The sequence below is a fragment of the Anaplasma phagocytophilum str. Webster genome (assembly GCF_000964685.1).
Lineage (GTDB): Bacteria > Pseudomonadota > Alphaproteobacteria > Rickettsiales > Anaplasmataceae > Anaplasma > Anaplasma phagocytophilum.
In genome coordinates this window covers 975,434-1,000,650 of sequence record NZ_LANS01000001.1, presented here as the reverse complement: position 1 = coordinate 1,000,650, position 25,217 = coordinate 975,434, and the positions used below count along the sequence as shown (strand labels likewise).

General features: G+C 41.9%; 20 protein-coding genes and 2 pseudogenes. 14 read left to right on the top strand and 8 right to left on the bottom strand.

What is annotated here, in order from left to right:
- Positions 1-922: 922 nt before the first annotated feature.
- The 3 genes from APHWEB_RS06470 (at position 923) to APHWEB_RS06465 (ending at position 3,599) form a co-directional block, all read left to right on the top strand.
- Positions 923-1,786, top strand: a complete 864-nt coding sequence (locus APHWEB_RS06470; protein ID WP_133121443.1) for a hypothetical protein — start codon at positions 923-925, stop codon at positions 1,784-1,786.
- 486 nt (positions 1,787-2,272) lie between these two features.
- On the top strand, positions 2,273-3,388 hold the full coding sequence (locus APHWEB_RS04200) for a hypothetical protein (RefSeq protein WP_045895561.1): 1,116 nt from the start codon (positions 2,273-2,275) through the stop codon (positions 3,386-3,388).
- A gap of 34 nt (positions 3,389-3,422) precedes the next feature.
- A complete protein-coding gene (locus APHWEB_RS06465; protein WP_020849011.1) occupies positions 3,423-3,599 on the top strand; it encodes a hypothetical protein in 177 nt (58 codons plus the stop codon).
- Positions 3,600-5,784: 2,185 nt separating this feature from the next.
- Here APHWEB_RS06465 and APHWEB_RS04195 read toward each other — a convergent pair.
- The 3 genes from APHWEB_RS04195 to APHWEB_RS04185 all read right to left on the bottom strand — a co-directional run bounded on the left by APHWEB_RS04195 (position 5,785) and on the right by APHWEB_RS04185 (position 8,653).
- A complete protein-coding gene (locus APHWEB_RS04195) occupies positions 5,785-7,143 on the bottom strand; it encodes a hypothetical protein (RefSeq protein WP_045895559.1) in 1,359 nt (452 codons plus the stop codon).
- Positions 7,144-7,361: 218 nt separating this feature from the next.
- On the bottom strand, positions 7,362-7,835 hold the full coding sequence (locus APHWEB_RS04190; RefSeq protein WP_011451009.1) for a disulfide bond formation protein B: 474 nt from the start codon (positions 7,833-7,835) through the stop codon (positions 7,362-7,364).
- Positions 7,836-7,978: 143 nt separating this feature from the next.
- A complete protein-coding gene (locus APHWEB_RS04185) occupies positions 7,979-8,653 on the bottom strand; it encodes a phosphatidylglycerophosphatase (RefSeq protein WP_230474282.1) in 675 nt (224 codons plus the stop codon).
- A 195-nt stretch (positions 8,654-8,848) separates the two neighbouring features.
- Here APHWEB_RS04185 and rpmG point away from each other — a divergent pair, with 195 nt between their 5' ends.
- Positions 8,849-9,019, top strand: coding sequence for a 50S ribosomal protein L33 (gene rpmG / locus APHWEB_RS04180; protein ID WP_011451011.1), 171 nt, complete (start codon positions 8,849-8,851; stop codon positions 9,017-9,019).
- A gap of 30 nt (positions 9,020-9,049) precedes the next feature.
- Entirely contained in the window at positions 9,050-9,193 is a 144-nt protein-coding gene (locus APHWEB_RS06805; RefSeq protein ID WP_155370112.1) for a hypothetical protein, read from the top strand.
- 1,211 nt (positions 9,194-10,404) lie between these two features.
- Here the strand turns inward: APHWEB_RS06805 and APHWEB_RS04175 are convergent.
- The gene (locus APHWEB_RS04175) at positions 10,405-10,680 is read right to left on the bottom strand and encodes a hypothetical protein (RefSeq protein WP_011451013.1); all 276 of its coding nucleotides are present in this window, start codon (positions 10,678-10,680) and stop codon (positions 10,405-10,407) included.
- Positions 10,670-13,342, bottom strand: coding sequence for an ankyrin repeat domain-containing protein (locus APHWEB_RS04170; protein WP_020849014.1), 2,673 nt, complete (start codon positions 13,340-13,342; stop codon positions 10,670-10,672). The genes APHWEB_RS04175 and APHWEB_RS04170 overlap by 11 nt, the downstream gene beginning before the upstream one ends.
- Before the next feature lie 812 nt (positions 13,343-14,154).
- Here APHWEB_RS04170 and APHWEB_RS04165 point away from each other — a divergent pair.
- Positions 14,155-14,469 carry an acyl carrier protein gene (locus APHWEB_RS04165; RefSeq protein ID WP_020849015.1) on the top strand — a complete coding sequence of 105 codons (315 nt, stop codon included), beginning with the start codon at positions 14,155-14,157 and terminating at the stop codon, positions 14,467-14,469.
- Positions 14,470-14,598: 129 nt separating this feature from the next.
- Positions 14,599-15,870, top strand: a complete 1,272-nt coding sequence (gene fabF, locus APHWEB_RS04160; RefSeq protein WP_011451016.1) for a beta-ketoacyl-ACP synthase II — start codon at positions 14,599-14,601, stop codon at positions 15,868-15,870.
- Positions 15,871-16,136: 266 nt separating this feature from the next.
- On the opposite strand, the gene APHWEB_RS06455 is transcribed toward fabF, so the two are convergent.
- Entirely contained in the window at positions 16,137-16,301 is a 165-nt protein-coding gene (locus APHWEB_RS06455) for a hypothetical protein (RefSeq protein WP_011451018.1), read from the bottom strand.
- A 228-nt stretch (positions 16,302-16,529) separates the two neighbouring features.
- Between APHWEB_RS06455 and dprA the strand changes: the two genes are divergently transcribed.
- Positions 16,530-17,642: a DNA-processing protein DprA gene (gene dprA / locus APHWEB_RS04155; protein ID WP_044104119.1), complete on the top strand. Its 1,113-nt coding sequence runs from the start codon at positions 16,530-16,532 to the stop codon at positions 17,640-17,642.
- 314 nt (positions 17,643-17,956) lie between these two features.
- On the opposite strand, the gene APHWEB_RS06450 is transcribed toward dprA, so the two are convergent.
- On the bottom strand, positions 17,957-18,139 hold the full coding sequence (locus APHWEB_RS06450) for a hypothetical protein (RefSeq protein ID WP_155237143.1): 183 nt from the start codon (positions 18,137-18,139) through the stop codon (positions 17,957-17,959).
- Between the two features lie 399 nt (positions 18,140-18,538).
- On the opposite strand from APHWEB_RS06450, the pseudogene APHWEB_RS04145 reads away from it, so the two are divergent.
- The 4 genes and pseudogenes from APHWEB_RS04145 to APHWEB_RS04130 all read left to right on the top strand — a co-directional run.
- Positions 18,539-19,079: pseudogene (locus APHWEB_RS04145) on the top strand (P44/Msp2 family outer membrane protein); the annotation flags it as partial.
- A 46-nt stretch (positions 19,080-19,125) separates the two neighbouring features.
- Positions 19,126-19,398, top strand: a pseudogene (locus APHWEB_RS06940) (P44/Msp2 family outer membrane protein); the annotation flags it as partial.
- Between the two features lie 106 nt (positions 19,399-19,504).
- Entirely contained in the window at positions 19,505-19,789 is a 285-nt protein-coding gene (locus APHWEB_RS07160) for a hypothetical protein (RefSeq protein WP_020849393.1), read from the top strand.
- Between the two features lie 466 nt (positions 19,790-20,255).
- Positions 20,256-20,633 carry a P44/Msp2 family outer membrane protein gene (locus tag APHWEB_RS04130; protein WP_410517941.1) on the top strand — a complete coding sequence of 126 codons (378 nt, stop codon included), beginning with the start codon at positions 20,256-20,258 and terminating at the stop codon, positions 20,631-20,633.
- A gap of 172 nt (positions 20,634-20,805) precedes the next feature.
- On the opposite strand, the gene mutL is transcribed toward APHWEB_RS04130, so the two are convergent.
- Positions 20,806-22,710 (bottom strand): DNA mismatch repair endonuclease MutL, encoded by a 1,905-nt coding sequence (gene mutL, locus APHWEB_RS04125; RefSeq protein ID WP_020849394.1) that lies wholly within the window; start codon positions 22,708-22,710, stop codon positions 20,806-20,808.
- A 276-nt stretch (positions 22,711-22,986) separates the two neighbouring features.
- Between mutL and APHWEB_RS04120 the strand changes: the two genes are divergently transcribed.
- Together APHWEB_RS04120 and APHWEB_RS05805 are read left to right on the top strand one after the other, a co-directional pair.
- Positions 22,987-23,691, top strand: a complete 705-nt coding sequence (locus APHWEB_RS04120; protein ID WP_011451023.1) for a MotA/TolQ/ExbB proton channel family protein — start codon at positions 22,987-22,989, stop codon at positions 23,689-23,691.
- 313 nt (positions 23,692-24,004) lie between these two features.
- Positions 24,005-24,817, top strand: a complete 813-nt coding sequence (locus APHWEB_RS05805; protein ID WP_133121393.1) for a cell envelope integrity protein TolA — start codon at positions 24,005-24,007, stop codon at positions 24,815-24,817.
- Positions 24,818-25,217 lie beyond the last annotated feature (400 nt).

The following is a 25,217-nucleotide window of genomic DNA, read 5'->3' as shown; positions in this document are numbered from 1 at the left end:
TTCTATTACACAAAAAAACATCAATCGCAGCATGTTCGGGTTGAGGCTCTGCCAGATGCACCTCCTGAGAGAGGAGGTCATGATATAAATCCCTACAGATAGTGCTGTTTTTAACCAGGTCCCTGAAAAACGCTTCCGGAGAAACTTGCAGAGGAGCCATTGCGTACTGCAGTTTTGTAATATTCATGCCTATGCAAGGGATGCGTTGAACGCGAACAAGTGTAGGATCTGGTACGCGCGTATCTTGAGGAGTAAAGACTTTCCGTTTATAGAACCAATGCTTCAATCTGAGTAGAAGACGTCCTAACGGAGGACATACTCTAAACAGTAATGGTGGTGAGGTCTTTATATTGCAGTCTGGTGGAGTGATGATTGTCAGGTTTAATGAACAGTTATCATAGAGAACTCGTCCCTCTCCTTGTATAGAGATCTCGTATTTCAGTGCTGTGTTTACTTTGAACGCAGGAGTCTTTTCTCCCTCTGTAGACTGCGGCACTTTCAGGAGAAAGTCCAAATTCTCGCAGACTGCAATACGCTCTGGTGTTATTGCATCTACCTGTTTTATATTGCTACACGCTGATTTTAGATAAAAGTATTTTTATCATGCCAGCCGCTACCAGCCTAGTTAAGACATGCGCATATTGCTTAATATATCCATAAAGAGCTGCAAATAAAACACACAAATGCTACAATGTGCAACCTCCATATCTTAAGGAAAGTGTGCTGCAATATCTCATGCGTAAACTAGAACACATGGTAAAATGTCGGGTACAAGTCGTAATTAAGACTATTTTATACTAGAAATTCCATTGCTTACGCAGAATAATTAAGTAATTAATTTTTGCATTAGCACAGTTATTGCAGCTATACTTATATAGAACGCCGTTCTTCCTACAATCAAAAATTCAAATTTAGGGTATCCGTGATGTCTATTGTACGAAAAAGCAAAAAGTTATCTCGCATGCTGTACGATAGGATGGTGCTTTCGTCACTAGTAATACTATGCGCCACCAAATCCCCAAGTGAGTACTGCATCATGAAGAGTATCTTCCTACTTGGGGTAGTCACTTCATTGTACAACGATATAGTACGTCATATATTACGAGGTAAGGAATATCCTGATGACCATGCCTCAGGTGAATCTGCTCTGTTGACCAAGACGAGAAATAAACTAAAGAGAGGCTTATACTCTGTTGTTTCGTTCTCTAAGAAAGTTGTACTGTTATCTGCTTTGATTGTGCTTTTGTCGCTTTCGTACATCGCTCTTGCAGCACTAGCAGCATTCTCTTTAGTTTTTATTCCCGTAGTTTCCCTTATATTCTTCACAAGCTGCGTAATGCTTGCAAATATGCACTTAGTATTCAAGTCTGCAGCTTCTTTCCTCTGCACTATATACAAAAAGGTGTCAGACTTCCTCAGCCCACCTAGCGCGCACAAACGCTTTGAAGAGCCATCCTTATTCACTACAGATGGTTTTCTTCCCTACATAACTGAGCGTGCTGCTAAGTCATTGCTGAGCAGCATCATAACGGGTATTGCAGGGGCACTGATTATACCATTAATTGTAGTATCCTTGGGACTTGCTGTAGCCTTTCCTATACTGTCGCTCATTATTATACCACCACTGTCTGCATGCATACCCAATACATATACGACGAGTCTTGTAGAAAGGATTAGCAGTGGAAAATGGGACGTTAGGGAGCTTTCAAACATTGAGGATACAGCTTCATCTCGCTGCAGTTCACATAAACAAAAGACAACAAACCCAGGCCGAGGAGTGTTCTAACCGATACAGTACAGAAAACGTCTTCTCTGGAACAGCAAGTGTACAAGTCGTATTACATTTGAAATTGTGTACATAACACAAAACAGTTGCTGCAGTTTATAATGGGGATTGTCTATATTATCTTTACATTCTGTATAAAGGTCCTTTAAATGCCTATTTTTTATGAAGTGCGGCATTGTTTTGCAAGTTCTTGTACCTTGCTTTTGAAGTGACCATAGTTCTGTACGTACCAGCGGCGCAGCTCTAGTAAACTCGTTAAGTTTACATAAATGTTATAGTCTGTATTTAGGTGTTTCTAGTGCTTCTGTTAAGCGAAGGTCATTGTAGAGCTTTTCTCATGTACGCAAAATTCTGGCATGCTGAATTCTTGGTACTATCACAGGCCAAAAATTTTGTGATACAACGTACGCGCAAGTTACCAGGCTTCTTGTAGTCATCGTGAAAAATTTAACTATAAGCTCATCGGGTGTATAAGGTTACTTTCAAGTGTCTCGTGTTCCTCAAGTAAAATTGTTTGCTACGGCATACAGGTGTTCAGGGTATGCGTCTAGTTATTTAAGGCACTTGAATATCTATGCAGTTGCTTCAGCTTATCAGTCTGCATATCCGATGTTTTACACAGCAAGGTTTGCCTATAAAAGGGTTAAGCGGGCGTACGCCACATTATTTTGGGGAGATCTTATCGTAATAAGTGTACTGCGTGCTTATATAGATGCATTCTTCAAGGTCTTAAAACTTTCTTTGGACGATTACAAGGATAAAAGAAAGACAACAAAGATAGCGCTAAAGATAGCGCTATCTGCGCTCATGTTAGTACTGATGCTTATTGGGGTATGTATTATAGTAGTATCTCTACTCTTTTTGCTATGTTTGCGCGTTAAGCTTCTCAGAATATGTGTACAGAAAATTTTCAATATCATAGGAAAGTGTTTAGTGGAAGTGTGTGCAGTAATAGCAGCTGCAATACCTGCCGTGCTAGCATGTGTACTGGCATTATACTCTGCCATATTAGCCATCCCCAGCTTGCTGATATCCCTGCCGTTTATGCTGCTTCACGCAACCCTGTTAACCGTCGCGTCTTCCATGAGAAACGTAACATCATTAACCTTGGAATTTATACGAAGCGCATACCATGTTACGGCTGAGTCGATTCGCAACGTACGCCTACTACAGCTCCCTGGGAAAGTATTGTCATTCCTGTGGAAAATGCTGAAGAGTTTTCTACTTGCATGTTTGTGCTTGGGTATACACCCTGTTGAAGAAGATGTTTATGATTTGACCGCATTACCAGATCAGAGCAGTGGTAGGAACTCGCAGTGTGGTTTTCTCAGAAATATAATTGCCGTTTCTGTAGGGGCGGTAGTAGCTGTTGTGGCTGGTGTTTTTTCTATTGCTACGACGCTAGTCTCATTATTAGTGCTGCCTATTGTATTGCTTGGGTTCACTCTCTTTTATCACCCTGACGTCTCATGTGACCGTGAGCGTTCGTCTAGAACAGGGCGCCTCGCAATATGTTTTGATACATCTAATGTACCACGTGAGCCCCATACACAGGCGGCACCCAACGGGGGGGGTCAACGCTGCCAATACAGCGCGATCTAGTCATGCCACTACGCATGCTAATGAGGATATCAATGTGGCTGCTGGAGCTCAAAGACCTGTGATTGGGGAACGTGTACAGTGGGCAATATCGGTGATAGCGCAAGCATTTTCATCTTCTAATACACGGTCTGATACAAGTGTACCTGGTGCAATATGTTTTGGTGTTGAATATGTTTCACAGGGTTTGGCTACAGAGCCATTACAGCGCTGATAGACACTATACCTTTGTTGCGGAGTATTCTTCTAGTTTCCATACGGTGCTCATACCCCTGAGATGCATTCTCTGACCCCTAAGGTGGCTGCCAAACAAACGTTATTGTGTAACTTTTGCCAGCATCATATTAGTAGTGCTACGGAGTAATAACTTTATTCTTGGAGTAAGACTCATGCTTTGACGCTTGTTCTTCTCCTACACCAGAGATCGAGGAAGTCTTTTGCCTTGGATAGTATGAAACCCTTATGTTTCAATGTTGAACTGTGTCCCGTGTTGCGCCTAGGAGCCATTACAACGGCTATAAACCTTGCAATCGCTCTCGTAGTTAAATACCACAAGTTGGACTGGTAGTATGTGAATCCCTTTATTGTGATTGTATACCTAGAAAGGCACTCTTTTATGCTGTGTGTTTCTCATGTTTTATGGGCAAGAGGCCCTTTATTCTCTGCTTGAGCATCAGTACAGTTTTTGTGTCTTGCGACTGATTATAGTGAAAATGCATCTTTATTTTAGATTACGAGGTAGATACCACAATGTTAGTGCATGATCTTTGCCAGCATCACATTAATCATAATTCTACGGAGCAATACCTGTTCTTGGAGTAAGCTTCATGCTTTGACGCTTGTTCTTCTCCTACACCAGAGATCGAAGAAGTCTTTTGCCTTGGATAGTATGAAACCCTCAGTTTCGTATGTATAGATCATGCCCTTCTAGTTTCCATACGGTGACTCATGCCATTGGAGAGGCATTCTCTGCACTTCAGAATAGATATATCAAAGAAAATCTCTCGTAAGGCAGAGACCTTTGTTTCATATGTAGGGGTTCTACTTCGCTTTAGGTGGGTGTTTTATAGGGTTGAGTGTTGATGCTTATAAGACACATTTCTTCTTACACATGGTGCAATACTGCCCGTGTTATCATTCGTCAGCATTATCGGGTTAAGAACTCTCTTTTCCGGTGAGGTTGTCTCTCATTCCGGATGAAACTGGGCCCTATACATAATAAAAGCATAACGCATTTACAGAGAACGCTTTGCTGGATACAATAAGATATACGTAATAATCGCAACAGAATCCCGTAATGTAGGGCTAATTTTCCAGCACCCGGCACTGTTTCAACACCAAACTATAGTTGAGAATGTAGCATTCGCAGTAAAAGCGCAAAGCAGGGATAAGAGAACGAAGCATGCTTTGAAAGAAATTTGTACATGAAACATAAGGCAATACGGACACAAAAGAGTATTAATGGACCGCTTAAATAATGACATGTAGTAATATCGCACCATGTGTAAGAAGAAATGTGTCTTATAAGCATCAACACTCAACCCTATAAAACACCCACCTAAAGCGAAGTAGAACCCCTACATATGAAACAAAGGTCTCTGCCTTACGAGAGATTTTCTTTGATATATCTATTCTGAAGTGCAGAGAATGCCTCTCCAATGGCATGAGTCACCGTATGGAAACTAGAAGGGCATGATCTATACATACGAAACTGAGGGTTTCATACTATCCAAGGCAAAAGACTTCTTCGATCTCTGGTGTAGGAGAAGAACAAGCGTCAAAGCATGAAGCTTACTCCAAGAACAGGTATTGCTCCGTAGAATTATGATTAATGTGATGCTGGCAAAGATCATGCACTAACATTGTGGTATCTACCTCGTAATCTAAAATAAAGATGCATTTTCACTATAATCAGTCGCAAGACACAAAAACTGTACTGATGCTCAAGCAGAGAATAAAGGGCCTCTTGCCCATAAAACATGAGAAACACACAGCATAAAAGAGTGCCTTTCTAGGTATACAATCACAATAAAGGGATTCACATACTACCAGTCCAACTTGTGGTATTTAACTACGAGAGCGATTGCAAGGTTTATAGCCGTTGTAATGGCTCCTAGGCGCAACACGGGACACAGTTCAACATTGAAACATAAGGGTTTCATACTATCCAAGGCAAAAGACTTCCTCGATCTCTGGTGTAGGAGAAGAACAAGCGTCAAAGCATGAGTCTTACTCCAAGAATAAAGTTATTACTCCGTAGCACTACTAATATGATGCTGGCAAAAGTTACACAATAACGTTTGTTTGGCAGCCACCTTAGGGGTCAGAGAATGCATCTCAGGGGTATGAGCACCGTATGGAAACTAGAAGAATACTCCGCAACAAAGGTATAGTGTCTATCAGCGCTGTAATGGCTCTGTAGCCAAACCCTGTGAAACATATTCAACACCAAAACATATTGCACCAGGTACACTTGTATCAGACCGTGTATTAGAAGATGAAAATGCTTGCGCTATCACCGATATTGCCCACTGTACACGTTCCCCAATCACAGGTCTTTGAGCTCCAGCAGCCACATTGATATCCTCATTAGCATGCGTAGTGGCATGACTAGATCGCGCTGTATTGGCAGCGTTGACCCCCCCGTTGGGTGCCGCCTGTGTATGGGGCTCACGTGGTACATTAGATGTATCAAAACATATTGCGAGGCGCCCTGTTCTAGACGAACGCTCACGGTCACATGAGACGTCAGGGTGATAAAAGAGAGTGAACCCAAGCAATACAATAGGCAGCACTAATAATGAGACTAGCGTCGTAGCAATAGAAAAAACACCAGCCACAACAGCTACTACCGCCCCTACAGAAACGGCAATTATATTTCTGAGAAAACCACACTGCGAGTTCCTACCACTGCTCTGATCTGGTAATGCGGTCAAATCATAAACATCTTCTTCAACAGGGTGTATACCCAAGCACAAACATGCAAGTAGAAAACTCTTCAGCATTTTCCACAGGAATGACAATACTTTCCCAGGGAGCTGTAGTAGGCGTACGTTGCGAATCGACTCAGCCGTAACATGGTATGCGCTTCGTATAAATTCCAAGGTTAATGATGTTACGTTTCTCATGGAAGACGCGACGGTTAACAGGGTTGCGTGAAGCAGCATAAACGGCAGGGATATCAGCAAGCTGGGGATGGCTAATATGGCAGAGTATAATGCCAGTACACATGCTAGCACGGCAGGTATTGCAGCTGCTATTACTGCACACACTTCCACTAAACACTTTCCTATGATATTGAAAATTTTCTGTACACATATTCTGAGAAGCTTAACGCGCAAACATAGCAAAAAGAGTAGAGATACTACTATAATACATACCCCAATAAGCATCAGTACTAACATGAGCGCAGATAGCGCTATCTTTAGCGCTATCTTTGTTGTCTTTCTTTTATCCTTGTAATCGTCCAAAGAAAGTTTTAAGACCTTGAAGAATGCATCTATATAAGCACGCAGTACACTTATTACGATAAGATCTCCCCAAAATAATGTGGCGTACGCCCGCTTAACCCTTTTATAGGCAAACCTTGCTGTGTAAAACATCGGATATGCAGACTGATAAGCTGAAGCAACTGCATAGATATTCAAGTGCCTTAAATAACTAGACGCATACCCTGAACACCTGTATGCCGTTCTGAACAATGCTTCATGGGGAGCACTAGCCCCCTTGATTAAGCCCCTGTCAGACATAGCCTCCATACATAACCTCCAGATGCTAAACTACCACACACCATTATGTTAACATGGATACGCAACTGTCTCCACATAATATCGCCTATGCCGTGGTGATCGCGAGTATACCTAACACATAGCACAGGCTAAAAGAGAAACTGCATACTCGGCATTCCACCCTGAAAGAGACATACCCATAAATACAAAGCTAGGCACCTTACACGAAACTATTTCCTCAGATAATACTACTTGTGGTGATCGCGAGTATATCTAACACGTAGCAGAAAAGCACAGATTAAAATGGAAATTGCGTACACGGCGTTCCATCCTGAGAGAGATATGCCCATAAATACAAAGCTAGGCACCTTACACGAAACTACTTCCTCTTTGCTAAGCAAGTTAGCCTTTATATCTTCAAGGCTTGTACCGAAGCCGACATCCCCAGCACAGTGCAAGAAATCTGTGAACCAACCATACTCCAAACCCGCATGATATATAGATATAATGATTCCTGCCACATAGCATATCACCACTACAAAAAAGAGCCCCTTGAAGTTTTTAAACATCATGATGATCGAGGGAATAAGGGCTATAAAGTATGGTACACGCTCATACAAACAGAGTTTACACGGTACTAGACCAAAAAACATCTGGGCAACATATGCAATTGCCAAGGCAATAACACTACCCACAAAGAATAACGCTCCACACTTCTTCATATGCACTCCAAATATGTCCTTCATTACAACAAAGCACAGAACATAGTAACCGTGGTAATAATTATGAACCTCTCCCCACTAATAAGCCACACCATACGGTATACTACTTTACAAAATACAGTCAGGAAAGATACTTTTTTAACTCAAAAAAACGCGTGAGGCCCCGCTAAAGCAAAGTATATCACTACTTTCATGTATTTTGCGGCACTAGTGATCTGTAACCCAGCAAATATGAACGCTACAACATACATAACGACTATAGAATAAGATGCTAGAACCAAACCCTCAGCCATTACCGATATGCAAGTACTGTACCTTAGTTGCAACATAGAAACAGGCCACGGCTTAATAATGATCATGGTGTTAAAGAATAGAAAAGGTATTATAAAGAACACTAAAAGGTGCATAAAATAGTTCACCCATAAGGGACAACTAAATATCCCCATACATACCCTATCGTACAAACTGATAACACTCTCGTATAACGCTACTGCTGCAGGCATAGCAAGCGCCGCAGTAAGCAATTGTCCAAATGCCAACTGTATAACTGTTGTGTCTCCACTACCCAAACCACGCCCTTGATCATTATTCTGTATAAATACGGAAACTATACCTAAAACCAGTAAACCCGCAGATACTTGAAGGAAGAACGGTGCTATCACCAATCCACTACTAAACGCAGCGTTAGCCAGCATAGGCGGTGAACCGTGCATTATATAACACAAGGCATGCACCATCACCAAAACCGCCAATGAAGTCCAATGTTCTTGCCAAGCAGGAAGATGACCCATACCTAGAAAAGTACTAACTAATCTCACTGGTACAACCGCGCCAACGAGCTTCATAAAAAGCTTAAATAGGGATTTCAACATACCATAGCCACTTTGCAAGATTCACAGGGACAGAGTCCTAAATACCTACTCCACATAGTATGTCAATCGTTTTTACTAAACCACTTGACCTATAGTATTCAAACAAGTAAGATCTTCGCATTTGGTATTTGGTACTTCTAAGTGGCTAAGAAAGGTGCTACCTTGTTGGTAAAGCTGGTAAGCAGCGAAGGTACGGGATATTTTTACGTCAAGAAGCGTGATCCTAAAAAATTGGTGCAGAAGTTGTCTTTTCGTAAGTACGACCCTGTAGCGAGGAAGCACGTACTATTCAAGGAAGAAAAGCTTAGATAGCTCTGGCTGCGCGTGCTTAAGTTTCAAAAATTGTACAGTTCCTGCGCTGGGTTTTATCTCCGTAGAGTTCAGAAGCGGGAGTTTGCTGTATTTTCTGCTGTGAGTAGTGGTTTGCCTAAAGGGCTGGATTGTGTGTCCCTGCTCTGTAGTGTGTTTGGTATTGTAGGTGTGTAGGGGGGTTTGTTGTCACTAGTGTGGCTTAGGCCCTGCACTTGCGTGGTTTTTTATCTCTTCTAGTATTGTTTGTGATGCTTCTCTGACCTTCTTGGATGTTGTGGTTAGGTAAGCGCTTTATGTCTAGTCCTCATTAGGGGTGCGTGGCGTGATGATTTGTCGTCGAGCTTCTGCTTCATCTGGTATAGTTTAAGGCTTTGCTGTTTTTTCTTTCCATGGTGACGCTGTTCTATTTGGTAGCTAGCGTGTGCTTGTGTAGAAGAAAGCATAGATACTACCCAATGAAGACGGGTTTTTCGTTCAAAATATGTGGGTTCTGTGAAGGAAATTTTTTGGAAGTTTATAGATACCCGATCCTACACAAAACTACGGTATAATGAGCAAGGCTATAAGCGTGGGGATGCCTGCATCAGCACGTAAAGTTAATCTGAAGGTACACTTATATTCACAGGTGCTATGGTAAAACATATGCATATGTGTACTCTTGATCTTATTGCTCTTTGATAAACCCGCGATGATATAATACTTTGTACCTATAACGCGATATACGTCTTGAACTGCTTCGCGCAGAGAACATGTTACTTGAGTCCGCAAAACAAATTTCTATTTGCATGCAGGGGAATCGCAAACGTATGTCCTACCCAAGCTTATAACTTGATTAAGCATATAGAGTTTAAGAGAGCAGAAATTATCATATGAGCACTGCATATGTAAAACTTTCTAATTTTTTATAACTATCTGTGCTAATTTCCGGGCCAGAAGCCTGCTAGGAAGTCTCATATATAAATTTAAGGAGTTTGACGAGAAGCAAAACAAAGCCTGCAAGGCTATATCAAAATGTTGGGTAAATCTTAGATACAAAAGGCACCTCCCCTATCAATAATATACCAAAGTTACTGCGCCATTTGCGCACTATCCGGGCTTGTTAAATGACTAAGGTTTCAATGGTATACGCTAAGAACGCTGCTATTGACGTATGTATAGCGAGAAAAGCTGGAGCCTAACTGAATCTCCTAAATGTGCCTCACTATTTTAAGTTATGGATTCATACTATTACAGGTGTGTTTTACAAAGGAAATCTATAATGTAGTGGCGTGAGTTTTTCCACCAGATGTTGCTATCCCACCTTTAAGTTATGGATTTACGCTGCCTGTAGAACCAATACAAAAAAACCTTACTTGCACCTTATAGCAGGAGACTTTTGGAATTTATTATCCAGAATCTGCTGCAAGAGCTTCACCTTTTTTAGATAACATCACGTTACAGTTCATCTTTTTACAAAGAATACTCATGAGCACGTTATGTGAATTGTAGAAAGATTCGAAAACACGATCTACATATCTCATATGCACTGTAGAAGACGCAAAGAAAGGTCTTACCCGTAATGAAAAACTATCTATGATATCGAAGTATATACCCTTGCCTAGCGCAGCAAACTGTAGAATCAACTCTATATTCGAAACAAAGATAAAAGCTTTATTTGGCAACGGAACTGGACAATGAAGACGATGCTCTAACATATACAGGCTTTATTCCATCATAAACACCGCAATGACCGATTGCGCTACTTGGTGTAGTAGATTCACTATTGGAAGATGAGCAAACTGCTTCACGTCCAAGCTCAATAGCATATGCTGAGGTCTCTCTACCTAAACCTGTTCTGCTTTCTGCCCCCCGTCTAAAGTCCTTATGTCTTCGGCATCCTCTTTCGCGGTGCGAGGGACTACTATCATCTGCTAGATACTCATCTAAACTTTCCTGATCATTAAGTATAGTGCCTCCGCTAGTACTTGAGCCTGCGCTACAAACACCATCTGAAGAATACCTACTACCAGAACTATCTGACATATATCTCCTGGGTTTGGAGCGCTTTACGTGCGAAGTTGAAAGATAAAACCTTGCATTATTGCGCTTATCGTCTTCTTTTGAGATGCGTACGCCAACATAGACGACATATGCAACTAGTAGCAAAATAATACCTGCTAACGCAACCAAAGTTCTGCTTTCCAGTGACATTGTAGAATTTAGTCCACAACACTGTAGCACGGAGTTTAAACCGATCGCTAACGCTGTGAATACAATTGCAAAAATGCAAAATATACCGCTTGCAGCAAGCATAGCATTGCTACTAGATACGCCTCTGTTCACTCGACTTATGAGGATCTTCTTGCCTCTATAGTCCAGCAACCCCTTGGAGGACAAAATTTTTGAATACGGCACCTTCCTATATCCAAGCTCCGTAGCAAGACTTTGCCGAGGATCTTCTAGAAGAGTAGCTATCATAAGTCTATCTCTATTGAGAATAGCCAAGTCCATTGCCGTATGGCCATGATGTCTTATACTAAGATCAAGCTCTTTATAGGTAAGTAATTTCTTTACAAAGTTTAAATCTTTTGCACGCACGGCCATGTGTAGCAAAGTACCAGCTTCGGTATATAGATTCAATGCTGTGCATCCGCTCGGCCCATTGATGTTAGGATTACACCCTGCTTGCTCAATTAAATATTTCGCGATGTTCAGGTTCTTAGATTCAACTGCAATATATAGCGCGGTACTCCCCTTTGTCTCAAAGCCTCTTTCTCTTACACACTCAACAATATTCGCTATATCTTCTGAGGTCACCCTATCTCTTTTTTTCTTAATAACCTCCTTCGCAAAGCTATTGATAAGTAATACCTGCCCTCTCTCTATATCTGCCGACGCGTCAGGACTAATCCCCTTAACATTCTCTAATATAAACTGCACTACTCCCGTATTATCGTTTGCGGAGCTTGCTGCATAATGCAGAATACTTTGCCCATCACCATCGACACACAATAATGCTAGAGGACGTTTTCTGTGCATACACACAAGAACATCTAAAGATGCATTCAGGGCTGCTATATGAGCTGCCGTAGCATACGGAGCCCTCTTAGCCTCCATATCTGCTCCAGCATCTAGCAACATTTCAACTGCTGGAACACAATTAACAGAAGCGGCAAAATGTAACGCGGTAAACCCGTATCCGTTGGCTTTGTTTACATCTATCACCTCATGCTCTAGCAACCATTTCATAACCTCAACTTGGCCAGAATAAGCCGCTAGCGCTAGGATCTGAGACTCTAAATCTCCAATATCTGTAGAAAATATTACATTCTTGCCTACGAAAGAAGAATATGCCATCTCTGGCAGAGACTCTACATACCTACGAAACCGCGTAGATAATGGTAAGCTACCCAATGGTATGGCTTTTGCCGATGCACCCCTTTTCCCGAACAACCTGCCGGAAAACATGTTTTTGTATCCTTGGCTACGTTTTACACTGGATAGCTCCCCTCCAAACATTCGAGTGCATTTTAGCAACAGTTCAATTATGTTGAGATGCTCGCCCTTGACTGCTTCCATAGGCTCACCTGGATATATTTCCAGATCTAGCCCTACAAGAGATACAAAGCCTATTACTACATCCCTAGAGGCCTTATCCCCTTTTACTGTTTCTAGAAAAGAATCTACACCAACCTGAGCCAGCAGCAAGTCGATGATTTCAAAAAAACCATCTTCTCTCTCATAGAGCTTAATAGCTTCCGACATGGCATATATTAGAGGAGTAATATTCTCACTCCTGCTGTAGGCATCGTACATAACTGACGAACAATCCGCTCCCAGGTCGATCAACTTTCTGACCATCTGTACGCACTTCTTGTCTACAGCATAAAAAATAGGCTTCTTATTATTTTGTTCACAAACTATCTCCCAAGGCCCATCCGCACCTTCTTTGCCCCTAGTCGGTATTTTCTGAGATGCATCAGCATTTACATCCCCACCTTTGCTGGCAATAAAGTCGCATAGGTCACAAACCTCATCTGCCAGCATCATATTTCCTAACAGCAAGGGAATATGCATCATGCTACATTCATGCAACACTACGAGATCCCTACGAGATAAATTTATCTCCCGCAGCTCTTCCAGAGTGCTGCTAAAAAACACACTATTGCGCGATTTATTCTGTAATACCCACAGCCTTAGAGATGCAAAACCCTCTACTTCCTTACACGCACGTACTATTTCATTCAGTGCATCAATACATCTATGCGACGCATTTAATCTACGTACGAACGCATCGAGAAACTGCTGCTGCGACTGCGAAAGCCCATGCACCTGTGTCTCCATTGAATTTGCGATTTAGGCAGTCATATTTTCAGGAAATATGGTTTAACACAAGCATTAGGTGTTATTAAGGGATGCAATGCACGCACTAAGTTAATATAGGAGTAATGACTTTAATATAATGAGATACTTCTGAAATCTATAGAAAAAACTTAGTCTAGCATACCGATATATCAGAAATAGAATAATGCCAGCAGCATTGCAGTAGTCCCTGCATGAACGTTTACTCTAAAACATACTCATATTTTTCTGTAAAACTGCTACTAGCGCGGGAACTTTATCTTCAGATATGATAACGTATAGCTTGCAAGATTAACATACTAAGTAAAAAATGGGGATACAGAATAGTATAGCCAGGTTGAATTTTGCAACGCATAATTCCTACGCACCAATTTTCTTTTAGCGGTAATAATGCAACTGCTTGTTCAAGAAATAATACATAAATGCAGCATTATAATTCATGTTAAGCAAGTGATATATATAGGCACAGGGAGTGGCGATAAAATTTTTATATACATATAAAAACAGGCTATGGCGCACCCCTATCGAGTTTACTTGCAACTCAAAGAGTAATAAAAAGAGAAAATAAGCGTATCTATTGTGGAACTTACGTTATATACAGCGAAACCGCTGTATATTTTCTGCGTACTATATACATCTTATACAAGCGTATGACACTATGTGGTGTAAATACGCTATGTGTTTCTGTTTTAGGTAGGCAATTCTATATTTGATTTCCTTATTTTTATGGGTATATTCTAGGACTTCACTGTTCTGATACGGGCAGTGGTTTTTTCTTTATTTTATGGGTGAATATGGAAGGTGGTGAAGCTCATGGGAGCTCTAATAGCTTGAATCCTGGAGAAGGAGTTGCTGTGTCAGAAGAAATAAAAGCACAGGTTATGGAGTCAGTGATCGGGTGTCTAAAATTAAACGACGAACAAAAGCAGATTCTTTCTGGCACTACAAACTTAGCAAAAGATTTTAATCTTGATAGCTTGGATTTTGTTGATCTTATCATGTCGCTAGAAGAGAGGTTTTCCCTAGAAATATCAGATGAAGATGCACAAAAGCTGGAAACAGTTGATGACATTTGTCGCTACATAGCAAGTAAGTCTAGTGACGCTTGATAACAGTCAGTTTTTTTGTTTGTGCGAAAAATGGTAATCCGCGCTATTATTGCTACAAAGGCTGTGGTGCGTGGTTTTTGTGCCTAGTAAGTAGCTCAGGGTTGGTTGGTATAGTTAGGGTATTTAGAGATGGCCGAGCGAAAGAGGGTTGTGGTGACCGGCATGGGTTTGGTCACGCCTTTGGGTGTTGCGATCCCATCAGTTTGGGATAGACTCGTTAAGGGAGAATCTGGAATAAGGCAAGTAGTTAGTCGCTACGACGTGAGCGATTTGGACTGCAAGATCGGGGGGCAAGTATTGCTCAAAGGAGAATCTGATGATTACGTATTTGATCCAGGGACTTGGTTAGAGGAAAAAGAAGTAAAAAAAATCGATCTCTTCATCTTGTTTGGCATTGCTGCATCTAGTATCGCTTTAGAAGATTCTGGCGCTTTAGAAAGTAACTTTGACCCTGAAAGGTTCGGTGTGTTACTTGGTTCTGGCATAGGGGGATTACCTAACATTGAGAGAAATGTAACTGCACTTAATGCTCGCGGTCCTAGGAGGATCAGTCCGTTTTTCGTGCCTGGAAGTCTCATAAACTTGCTTCCTAGTCATGTATCCATGCGCTACGGGCTTAAGGGATATTGCAATGCGGTCGTGGGAGCTTGTGCTACTGGTGCTATTGCGATTACGGAGGCAGCACGTGTCATTGAGAGCGGCGTATGTGATATTGTAGTGGCTGGCGGTTCTGAGAGTGCGTTGTGTAGGTCAGGAATAGCTGGATTTAGTATAATAAAGGCATTATCTACGAAATTTAATGATACTCCTCAAGTTGCTTCAAGACCCTGGGACAAGGACAGAGATGGGTTCGTCATGGGTGAAGGCGCTGGTGTGGTGGTATTGGAAGACTACGAATACGCGAAGAAGCGGGGAGCTAGAATATACGCAGAGCTAACCGGTTATGGTTTGACAGCTGATGCATATCATATAACAGCGCCGCATCCACAAGGCGAAGGCGGTATGCGCGCTATGGAGATGGCTCTCAGGACAGCTAATATATCACCTAGTGAGATTGATTACATCAATGCTCATGGTACTTCGACTCCTACTGGCGACAGTGTGGAGATTGTTGCGATAAAGAATTTGTTCCAGGATCATGCTTATAAAGTAGCTATATCTTCGACGAAATCGTCGATAGGGCATCTTTTAGGTGCAGCTGGTAGCGTAGAAGCGATATTTTCTATGCTGGCATTGCAGCATGGTGTACTGCCACCTACTCTGAATCTGCACAATTCTACCGAGGATAGTAACGTGAACTTGGTACCGTTGGTAGCTGAGGAGCGTAAGATTTCTCATGTATTGAGTAATTCCTTCGGATTCGGTGGTGTAAATGCGTCTCTGATCTTTAGTAAGGTTTAAGCCCGGCTGGAGAACGTTATACCTTCTTGGTCGCAGAAGATAGGTGGTCTGAACCTAAGAGCAAGCCCTGCAACACATAGAGGGATAGGGTTTTGCTTGTAGGGATAGATGTGTGGGGTTTGCGGCTGGTTATACAATGAATAAGGGAGAGATAGAGTTCGCTCGTTGGGTTGCACTGTGTGTTTATATGCGTGGACACAAGCATTGTGTTGTAGGGTGAGTTTTGCGATACTCTGCTGATTACTGTTATTTGGGCTTAAAAGCTCTTATGTACTACTATGTTGGGGGTGGTTAGTATCAGATTCTTTATCTTTCCTAAGTTGTTCCTCTCCAACGATCAGGGGGCGTGTCTCTTCGTCATCTGACGACTCTACCAAAACGCTATTTTCGGTATAAATACCCCCACCCTCTTCTAATACTTTTTTTACCATATCCACCCGCTTTGACTATAAGCTCCTATATTAACGCTAGTATGGGTGATTTGGCATTGTAAAAATTGTTTATATGCTTCTATATTGATTATGTAATCTCTGGGATTTACTCGCAATGTTAATGGTGATCCTTCCTTATGCATACTTTGGAGTGTGCATTATTCATGTCAGAACACTTGATTATTTCCAATCATAGTATAGATTTGAGCAATTTATCTATAGGCTACCATGAACGATGCCTTAATAACCGAAAGCACATTGATTGATTGTCTTAGATTAGCTCGAACACCCGGAGTAGGGCCTGTAATGTTCAGGAAGCTTTTAGAGCTGTATAAAAGCCCTAGAAAGGCGTTAGAGGCTTTGCATGAGGGTGCATGCAGGGATATAGCAACTGTTTGCTCAGTATATGATGCTGAAAAGGAAATTGAATTTTGTAGGCGCATTGGCGCAAGAATAATCGACATATTCGACAAGCAATACCCAAAAATGCTCTCCAATATATTTGATCCCCCGCCCGTCATTACTGTATTGGGTAACGAAGACCTGCTCCAAAGTCCACGCACCGTGGCTATAGTGGGGAGCCGAGATGCGTCGGCTAATAGCATTAGGCTAGCGTACGAGTTATCTCTCGAGCTATCTCAAATGAATTTCGTTACAGTATCGGGATTGGCCCGAGGTGTTGATAGCGCTGTACACAGCGTTGCGTATCATGGCAAACCAACGATAGCAGTTATAGCAAATGGAATAAATGTCATATATCCGAGGGAGAACGCCAAACTATATAAGTCAATTGTTCGTGAAGGTGGATTATTAATTTCTGAACTACCATTTTCTGCTATTCCTAAAGCAAGTTTGTTTCCTCAGCGCAATCGCATAATTTCTGGGTTATCTCTATGTGTTGTCGTCGTGGAAGCATCTAAGAAGTCTGGATCTCTGATCACAGCAAATTTTGCTCTTTCACAAGGTAGAGAAGTGTTTGCTGTACCGGGGTCACCTTTGGATAGCAGGTGTGCAGGTAGCAATGATTTAATAAAGCAAGGCGCCTACTTAATTGAGTCTGCCACGGATATCATAAGTGTTCTTGGTTTCTCCGGCATGACTGGTATGGAGCACGCATTACGTAATACGCAAAAACGCACCTCAAAAAATACTACCACGACTCCTGTACAAGATCTTATCCTAAAAAATCTCAGTATTTCACCAACAAACATTGATGATCTTGTTATCTGCTGTAACCTGGATGTAAGCGTGCTCTTGGCCGCTTTGTTAGAGCTAGAACTTGCTGGTAGAGTAGAAAGACTCCCGGGGAACAGATTTGCACTAATCGCAACATTCTCCTAGCGTTGTGAGCTCACTACCCTGTCAAAAACACGGATAAATTTATAGTAAGGGTAAGTGCGGCAAAGAGAAGGGATATGTCCTCTATGAAGTGAATACACAGATATGTAAATGATAAGTACATATATCGCTGGCAAAGATAGTATCATCGCTATACAGGGATGTATCTTGTTTTTCTTTTCTGCCTTACAAGACATCATTATTACTCACACCTGCCGCAATTCTAGTATATATATGTAGCTGTTTTGGGTTAGAAAGCCCTATAAAAAGCGTTACAACCAAGCCGTATCGGGTAATTTTCTTGTAGTGTATATGTTTCAAGAAGCTATTGGAACTGCATCAAAGCCTGGCAAAGGTGTTAGAGGCTTGATACGAGGGTGTATGCTAAGATGCCCAGGGGAGTGCGATTTTATTCGTGCAGCCATAAGAGTCACTTTTGCGGTATTGGCGGCTATTACACGAATGTTAACGATGATCTCATCAAGATCGCAAGAGGGCATGTGCTGTGCGCTACAAGTCAACTCAGCATATCGAGTTGCGTTAGAGTGGTATATCAATGAAGCACGCCGTAGTGACCATACATACCTCTGGGATTTGTAAAAACCTGTTGTACCCTATAAAAACAAAAATAACCCCACTTATATTCTTTCTTAGCCTATGGATGACCAATTATAGGCAATGCAGATTAAATTGCCTTACTGAGCTTAGGGTGCTCCATATTTTCTAAATATTCTTTATTACTTTATGTAAGTCTCCATAAGCACTACTTTGAGCTCTTTTACTCGGTAGCAGGTTTATAACTAGGATTTTCTGATCGAGCTATCTACGGATTTATTATAAAAGTTATGAATTGCTAGGTATACTAAAAGCCTATGCAGTAACTCTTATTATTAAAAAACAAGACCAAGGGTATTAGAGATAGTGGAAGAGTATTATTAGAGAAATGAAGTAGATACAGTATATCTACTAGCTAAGGAGTTAGCTTATGATGTTGTTACTGGACAGACTGATAACCTTGCTGCTGCTCTTGCTAAGACCTCCGGTAAGGATATTGTTCAGTTTGCTAAGGCGGTGGAGATATCCTCCCCCACCATTGATGGGAAGATTTGTAAGATAAATACAGGAAGTAATAAATACGGCACTGGAACAAATTCTGGAGAACTCACTTGTGGAGTTGGCCACGCGAGCGGATCTCTAGGAGCGGCGAACGGAGCCTTTAAGGATTTTCGACAGCATGTGTTAGAAGTTGAAAGTCATAAACATTGGCCTACTACGCAGGGTTCTAGTGATAAAGGTAGTAATAACGCAACAAAGGTAGCCGGAGAACTAACAAAGCTCACCACAGAAGAAAAAACCATAGTAGCAGGGTTACTAGCTAAAACTATTGAAGGGGGTGAGGTTGTTGAAATCAGGGCGGTTTCTTCTACCTTTGTAAGCATCTGATACGGCTTGCTATCGCTTCTGTTCAGGTTATCTTTGGGTACAGAGTAGTAGTGGTACTACCAGACCTCAACAGTTTTTACGTGACTTTGTTAAGGCCATGATACTAGAAGATGGTAGTAAGAATTGGCCTACTTCTAGGGAGGATACACGAAATACGCACACTAGGTCGGAAACTAACGACAACGCCAAAGCTGTCGCTAAAGACCTAGTACAGGAGCTAACCCCTGAAGAAAAAACCATAGTAGCAGGGTTACTAGCTAAAACTATTAAAGGGGGTGAGGTTGTGGAAATCAGGACAGTTTCTTCTACCTTTGTAAGCAGCTGATACGGCTTGCTACCGCTTCTGTTCAGGTTATCTTTGGGTACAGAGTAGTAGTGGTACTACTAGACCTCAACGGTTTTTACGTGACTTTGTTAAGGCCATGATGCTAGAAGATGGTAGTAAGAATTGGCCTACTTCTAGGGAGGATACACGAAATACGCACACTAGGTCGGAAACTAACGACAACGCCAAAGCCGTAACCAAAGACCTAACAAAGCTCACCCCTGAAGAAAAAACCATAGTAGCTGGGTTACTTGCTAAAACTATTGAAAGGGGGGGGGAAGTTGTAGAAATAAGGGCTGTTTCTTCTACCTTCATGAGGATCAGAGACGAGTTGCTATCACTGATGCCCTTGTTAACTTGGGAATGGAAGATTGCGCACTGAGTCTATGCTCTGGAGGTGCATTACAGTAATCTAATATCTGAAGCGGTGCTATTATCAGGCGCTTGGTTTATACCAGGAGAAGCTATCCAGGATATCATTTCAGATGTTATAGGAACTTACATAACGCTATGAAAGCAGTGTGCTTTCTTCCGCCCCTCATTAGAACCTAAAGCGCGTTTATTCACCTTCCGCTGAGATCAACCTTGTGATGGTTATTTCTGACATTGTGTGAAGTTTCACCTATACAACCTCTAAATATAACCGCAGCACTGTAAAGCGGTTAGGAATATAGAGTTGGTTCTGATAGTGAGTGAATAATCTCAAGCTGCTTCATTCAGTGATCTTGCGCCCTATTATCAGGGACATTGGCGTCTTTATATAAATTATCTGACCCCCTAAAGTGTGTACCACAGGCTGCAAGGCTCATGTCTAGAGTACCTGCGTTATGTTTACCTAGTGAGTTTTCATCACCAAGTATCATGTTTATTTTATAGGAATGTATTATGAGATAAATCAGGAAAAAAGCTTAGGGGTTGTTCCGTATACTTGTGTTGGCTTGGGTGGGAACTTAGAGGGCGTTGTTGATGAGCACATCACTCCTAAGCTTGCTTACAGATTAAAGGTTGGTTTGAGTTATCAGCTCTCTCCTGAAATCTCGGCTTTTGCTGGGGTCTCTACCATCACATTTCCAAGGGATATGATGCCCACTGTATGTACATGCCTCTTTGGTACCATAAACAGTTTTTATAGTGTCGATTTTCTTGTAGTGCCCAACGTTTCCATACTGCTTATTAACAACATGGTACAAACCACCGCCAGTATTCAGTACTTTTCTGCTATCTAGCATGTCTCTCTGCTTTACGTATGTACAGATCTTTATGAGTGCAGCAGCTCCTACAGATGTCATCTCACTGTAATGACATGATCCTGATTTACACAGAAAAACCCACCACCAGTTGTTCTACCAACGCATCAAAAGCACTGTACATCTTTTTGAGCCATGTATGCGGTTCACTTTACGTACGTTCAAATAACTTGTCTATTTCTGACAATTTAAGCTTCACATACGTGGGCCTACCGTGGTTACACTGACCAGAATGCGGAGTGCTCTCCATGTGCCTGAGTAGGCTGTTCATTTCCTCCAATTTCATAATCCTGCCACTTCTTATGGAGCTATAGCATGCAACTGTACCACAAATATGGCTCAGCTTACCTTTCACAAAAAGTTCGTCACCTTTTGCCATTATGCTTTCTAATATCTTGGAAATTAGCGCCTTAGCATCTACAACACCAAAGATAGCAGGAACTTCTCTAACTACCACTGTAAGGTCACCCATAGGCTCTACTATAAGCCCTAGATCTCTTAATTTTTCCCGATACTCAGTCAGCAATTCCAGCTCGTACTCGTTTCCAAGCTCTATAAACTCTGGCATCAGCAGAACCTGTCTTTTTATTCCTTCTTGTTCTGTAACCTTCTTTATATATTCACATACAAGCCTCTCATGAGCAGCATGCTGATCAACTATTATGACGTAATCTCCCGCTCTGGAAATGATATATCTCTCAAATAGTTGGCAAACTGCATAACCTAAAGGAGGCTCTTCCAGCATGCATCCCTGCTCCATCTTACTTTCTGCAGAAGAGGATGATCTTGCTGAAAAACTTTTCGTATGCACCGAGCCTTTTGTATCATTATGATGAGTGTGATCGGCACAAAACCTCGTATCATGCGTTCCTTTGGAATCATCAACGTGACTACTGCCAAACAGCAGCGGTATGTTATGATTTAACACCTCTGGTTGCAGTTGTATAGTTGAAGCTGCTTCTGTATCTTCGGAGAAAAACTTTCCGTAGGTCTTTTCAATACTATCCATAGCGAAGTGATCATGTCCTTCCGAAGTAGTTGCGGCAGGTGAAAACCTGGCATATACGTTACTAGACAAAGCCTCACCTAGTGCATCAAGCACTGCCTTATATACAAGGCGCTTGTCCTGGAATCTGACCTCCATTTTGCTAGGATGCACGTTAACATCAACGTAAGCAGGCATAACATCCAGAGCTAAAACAACAACAGGATGCCTATCCTTTGGGATTAACCCATGATAAGCAGACTTCACTGCTCCGAGTAGTAGAGTACTGTAAATTGGCCGACCATTCACAAAAGTGTGTACCATCCCCGGCTTAGACTTATTAAACGTCGGCAGACCTATGTGCCCATATACTCTTACGTGGTCTATAGAGTGATTTATCTCCAGTGATTGTTCACAGAAAACTTCGCCAAACGCTCTCATTTCCTTCAATCTCTCGATAAGGCTTTCCTGCGCTGAGTATTTAAAGATCTGGCGTTCAACTATGGTAAGAGAAAACGCTATGGTATAGTTTATCATGGCTAGCCTGTTGAGCAAATCCACAATATTTTGCATCTCAGCTTTTTCTGTCCGTAAAAACTTCAGCCTCGTAGGAGTCGCGAAAAACAAGTCTCTCACTTCCACATGTGTACCACAAGACAAAACCCCCGGTGTTAAATCTCTGGTTTTTTCTCCTCCTTCGAATGTGATAGACCAGGCTCTCTCTGCATCCACATGTTTAGAAACCATCTTCACCCTGGCTACCGATGCAACTGCTGTAAGACCTTCTCCTCTGAAGCCCATGGTTTTCACATTTGCAAGATCCCCATCAATGAGCTTGGATGTAGCATGACCGATAAACGCTTTTTCCATTTCTTCACATGCGATTCCGCAACCATCATCACTCACTGAAATTAAGTTGCGACCTCCTTTGTCAACATGCACATTTATGGTTTTGGCTCCCGCATCTATGGAATTCTCTACCAGCTCTTTTACTACGCTCGCTGGACAATCTATTACCTCACCTGCGGCAATTTTATTGATCGTCTGCGCACTTAAAACTACTATCGGCACAATATTACCACATAATAACAATTTTCACGGTTGCCGCGAAGTTGATGAACAACACCATGCCCTAAGTGCTTATGTCTAAAGCACACCAGCATTACTACTATAGATTAACCACATCTATACGTTGTAGGCTCCTATAGCATGCATAATGGTTCATGCCACTCTATACACAATTCTGCTAACTTGTGTTTGGGACACCCTGATTTATTATCAGGGCTTTTGTTATTGACCACAAGGAATTAAAGGTATAGAGATTGACAGTAATTCGGTGGCTTTTTTATGGAAGAGATAGCTGAATCGGCAGTGCACATCCAGAATGGAGTTTCGGCATTTGATGTATTCGCCGAAGCTAGTATTGTGGTGCGTTTAGTTATGCTCGTGTTGCTTGCTTTTTCCTTAGTATCGTGGGCCATAATCTTTAAAAAGTGTTTTGTAATCAACAGACATAAACGGGAGCTGCACGATGTTGAAGTTGTCTTCAATTCCCGCGGTACGGCTTTAGGTATAAGGGAAATTGTAGAATGCGGTAGCGGTGTTGTAGCTAAAATATTGCAGCATGGGATAAAACACGCACAACAGCTTCATAACAAAAAAGAGGGGTTTCATAGGGCCATTAATTCTGAACTCACTAGGGCAGTCGATAAGCTGGAAGAGCAACTAGGTCTTCTCTCTGCGATTGGGTCTTCTGCTCCTTATATTGGGCTTCTTGGTACACTTTGGAAGGTGATAGAGAGCTTTAGAGCGGTCTCGATTGGTGAATCGCAACAAATAGCGTCTGTATTGTATCCTTATATGGCAGAGGCTTTGTATACGTTGGCCCTTGGGCTGTTGGTGGCAATTCCCGCCCAACTATTTTACAATGGTTTTTCGGCATACGTGACGAAGTTATCACATAGACTAGGTAATTTGGTTTACGAGTTGAGTGCATTCGTAACAAACGAAGAATGCGCTTCTGATTCCTCTTTTGAGAGCAGAGATAGCTGAAGTCATTGTGGGTGATACAAAGGGTAGAGTGTATTTTTTCATATTTTTCTTAATATTGTTAAATATATTACAAACAATCGATGTACGGGAAGTACATCTTCTATACCCTGTTGTCTTGACCACTTTATAAAACAGTACTATGTACTTATACGGTTAGTTTTCAACTGGTCAGTTTGGTATTTTCTGCATCTACTATAACCTTCGGTGTAAGGTCATGGTCTAGCTTACTTCTTCTTGGTTATTGTTGTTTGTGGTGAGTTGCTTAGGCTTGTATAGGAGATAAGTGGTGTCTCGGTTAATGTGGAGGCGGCCTGTGTTGTCCGTCAGAGGTGGCATACGTGGAGCGCTGGGGAAGAATATTCATATAATCTCTTCTTTGCTTGTGCATTTGGTGATGGGGGTTTTTCTAGTTGTGCGTACCTCGCCACCTGAGTCGTACGGGGTCTCTACTGCTTCGTGTTGTCCAAACTGTGATGGTGTTGCAATCAAATCACAAGCTCGCACTGCAGATGTAGATTACATAACATCTGCTGGGTCACAAGTTGCTAATTTGGTGAATAGTACTGAGGACGTACAGCGCTCAGGGCTCTTTACAAAGCCAGGCATTCAACCCCCAAGCCAAACTAGTAAGAAACCCGCGAGGATGTCTTTGGCAAGGTCTGATATTGCCGTTAATACTCTGGCATCTCAGGAAGACTTGATGGTAGTGCAGCCCGTGTATGAATACGAGCAGCAATCTGGAGCGAGATACACCAATCCACATAAAAAGGGGTTCTTTGGGTATTCTAAGTCTATATTCCAAAACGTTCTTAATAATCATGCTCCTGAGGAGGTGGTAGACTCCTTATCAGAACAGTTTGCAAAGTGTTGGACTATACCTGCTGGCATAGATGATGATAGCAACGCAGTAGTGAAGATTAAGTTGGCCATGGACCCTAGCGGTAAAGTTACCACTGCTACCATCTCTGATACCAATCTATATGATAATGATCCGCTGTACCGAGCTCTTGCAGATAGCGCCCTTCGTGCAGTACATAAGTGCAACCCTATAACAGAACTACGGGGAACTGACTATAGTATCTGGAATGAAATTGTGTTGACGTTCAATCCCCAGCAAGTTTCATAGGTATTCGCCTATCGCTTATGTTCTAAAGTAACGGGTTGCGCAGGAGTGTAGTGACGTAATCAAGTTGGCCCTGGACCCTAGTGGTAAAGTCACCACTGCTTCCATCTCTGATACCAATCTATATGACCGTGATCCACTTTACCGAGCTCTTGCAGATAGCGCCCTGCTGCAGGGTTGAGTATAGAAGGTTATCAGCAGTTAATGTAACCTTGGCGGCTACTTTGAGGCATGAGGTAAAAGAAGCACTAAACCTCCTGAGAGATAGCTAATACTTGAATACCAGTTACGCAAGTTCTGCTGTCTTAGTTTAAAAGCTACTGCCTTATCCGTAACTACGCTCTATTCCCACTATCACTGGCTTGCTGTGATACTTAACACTATGTGTAGGCCAGTCAACACC

Bases quoted from the DNA above. Each gene is read 5' to 3' on its own strand.
- APHWEB_RS04170 (WP_020849014.1), bottom strand. From the start codon at position 13,342: ATGGAGACACAGGTGCATGGGCTTTCGCAGTCGCAGCAGCAGTTTCTC.
- APHWEB_RS04195 (WP_045895559.1), bottom strand. From the start codon at position 7,143: ATGGAGGCTATGTCTGACAGGGGCTTAATCAAGGGGGCTAGTGCTCCC.
- dprA (WP_044104119.1), top strand. From the start codon at position 16,530: ATGAACGATGCCTTAATAACCGAAAGCACATTGATTGATTGTCTTAGA.
- APHWEB_RS06455 (WP_011451018.1), bottom strand. From the start codon at position 16,301: ATGGTAAAAAAAGTATTAGAAGAGGGTGGGGGTATTTATACCGAAAAT.
- APHWEB_RS04120 (WP_011451023.1), top strand. From the start codon at position 22,987: ATGGAAGAGATAGCTGAATCGGCAGTGCACATCCAGAATGGAGTTTCG.
- APHWEB_RS06450 (WP_155237143.1), bottom strand. From the start codon at position 18,139: ATGCCCTCTTGCGATCTTGATGAGATCATCGTTAACATTCGTGTAATA.
- APHWEB_RS04190 (WP_011451009.1), bottom strand. From the start codon at position 7,835: ATGAAGAAGTGTGGAGCGTTATTCTTTGTGGGTAGTGTTATTGCCTTG.
- APHWEB_RS04165 (WP_020849015.1), top strand. From the start codon at position 14,155: ATGGAAGGTGGTGAAGCTCATGGGAGCTCTAATAGCTTGAATCCTGGA.
- APHWEB_RS07160 (WP_020849393.1), top strand. From the start codon at position 19,505: ATGATGCTAGAAGATGGTAGTAAGAATTGGCCTACTTCTAGGGAGGAT.
- fabF (WP_011451016.1), top strand. From the start codon at position 14,599: ATGGCCGAGCGAAAGAGGGTTGTGGTGACCGGCATGGGTTTGGTCACG.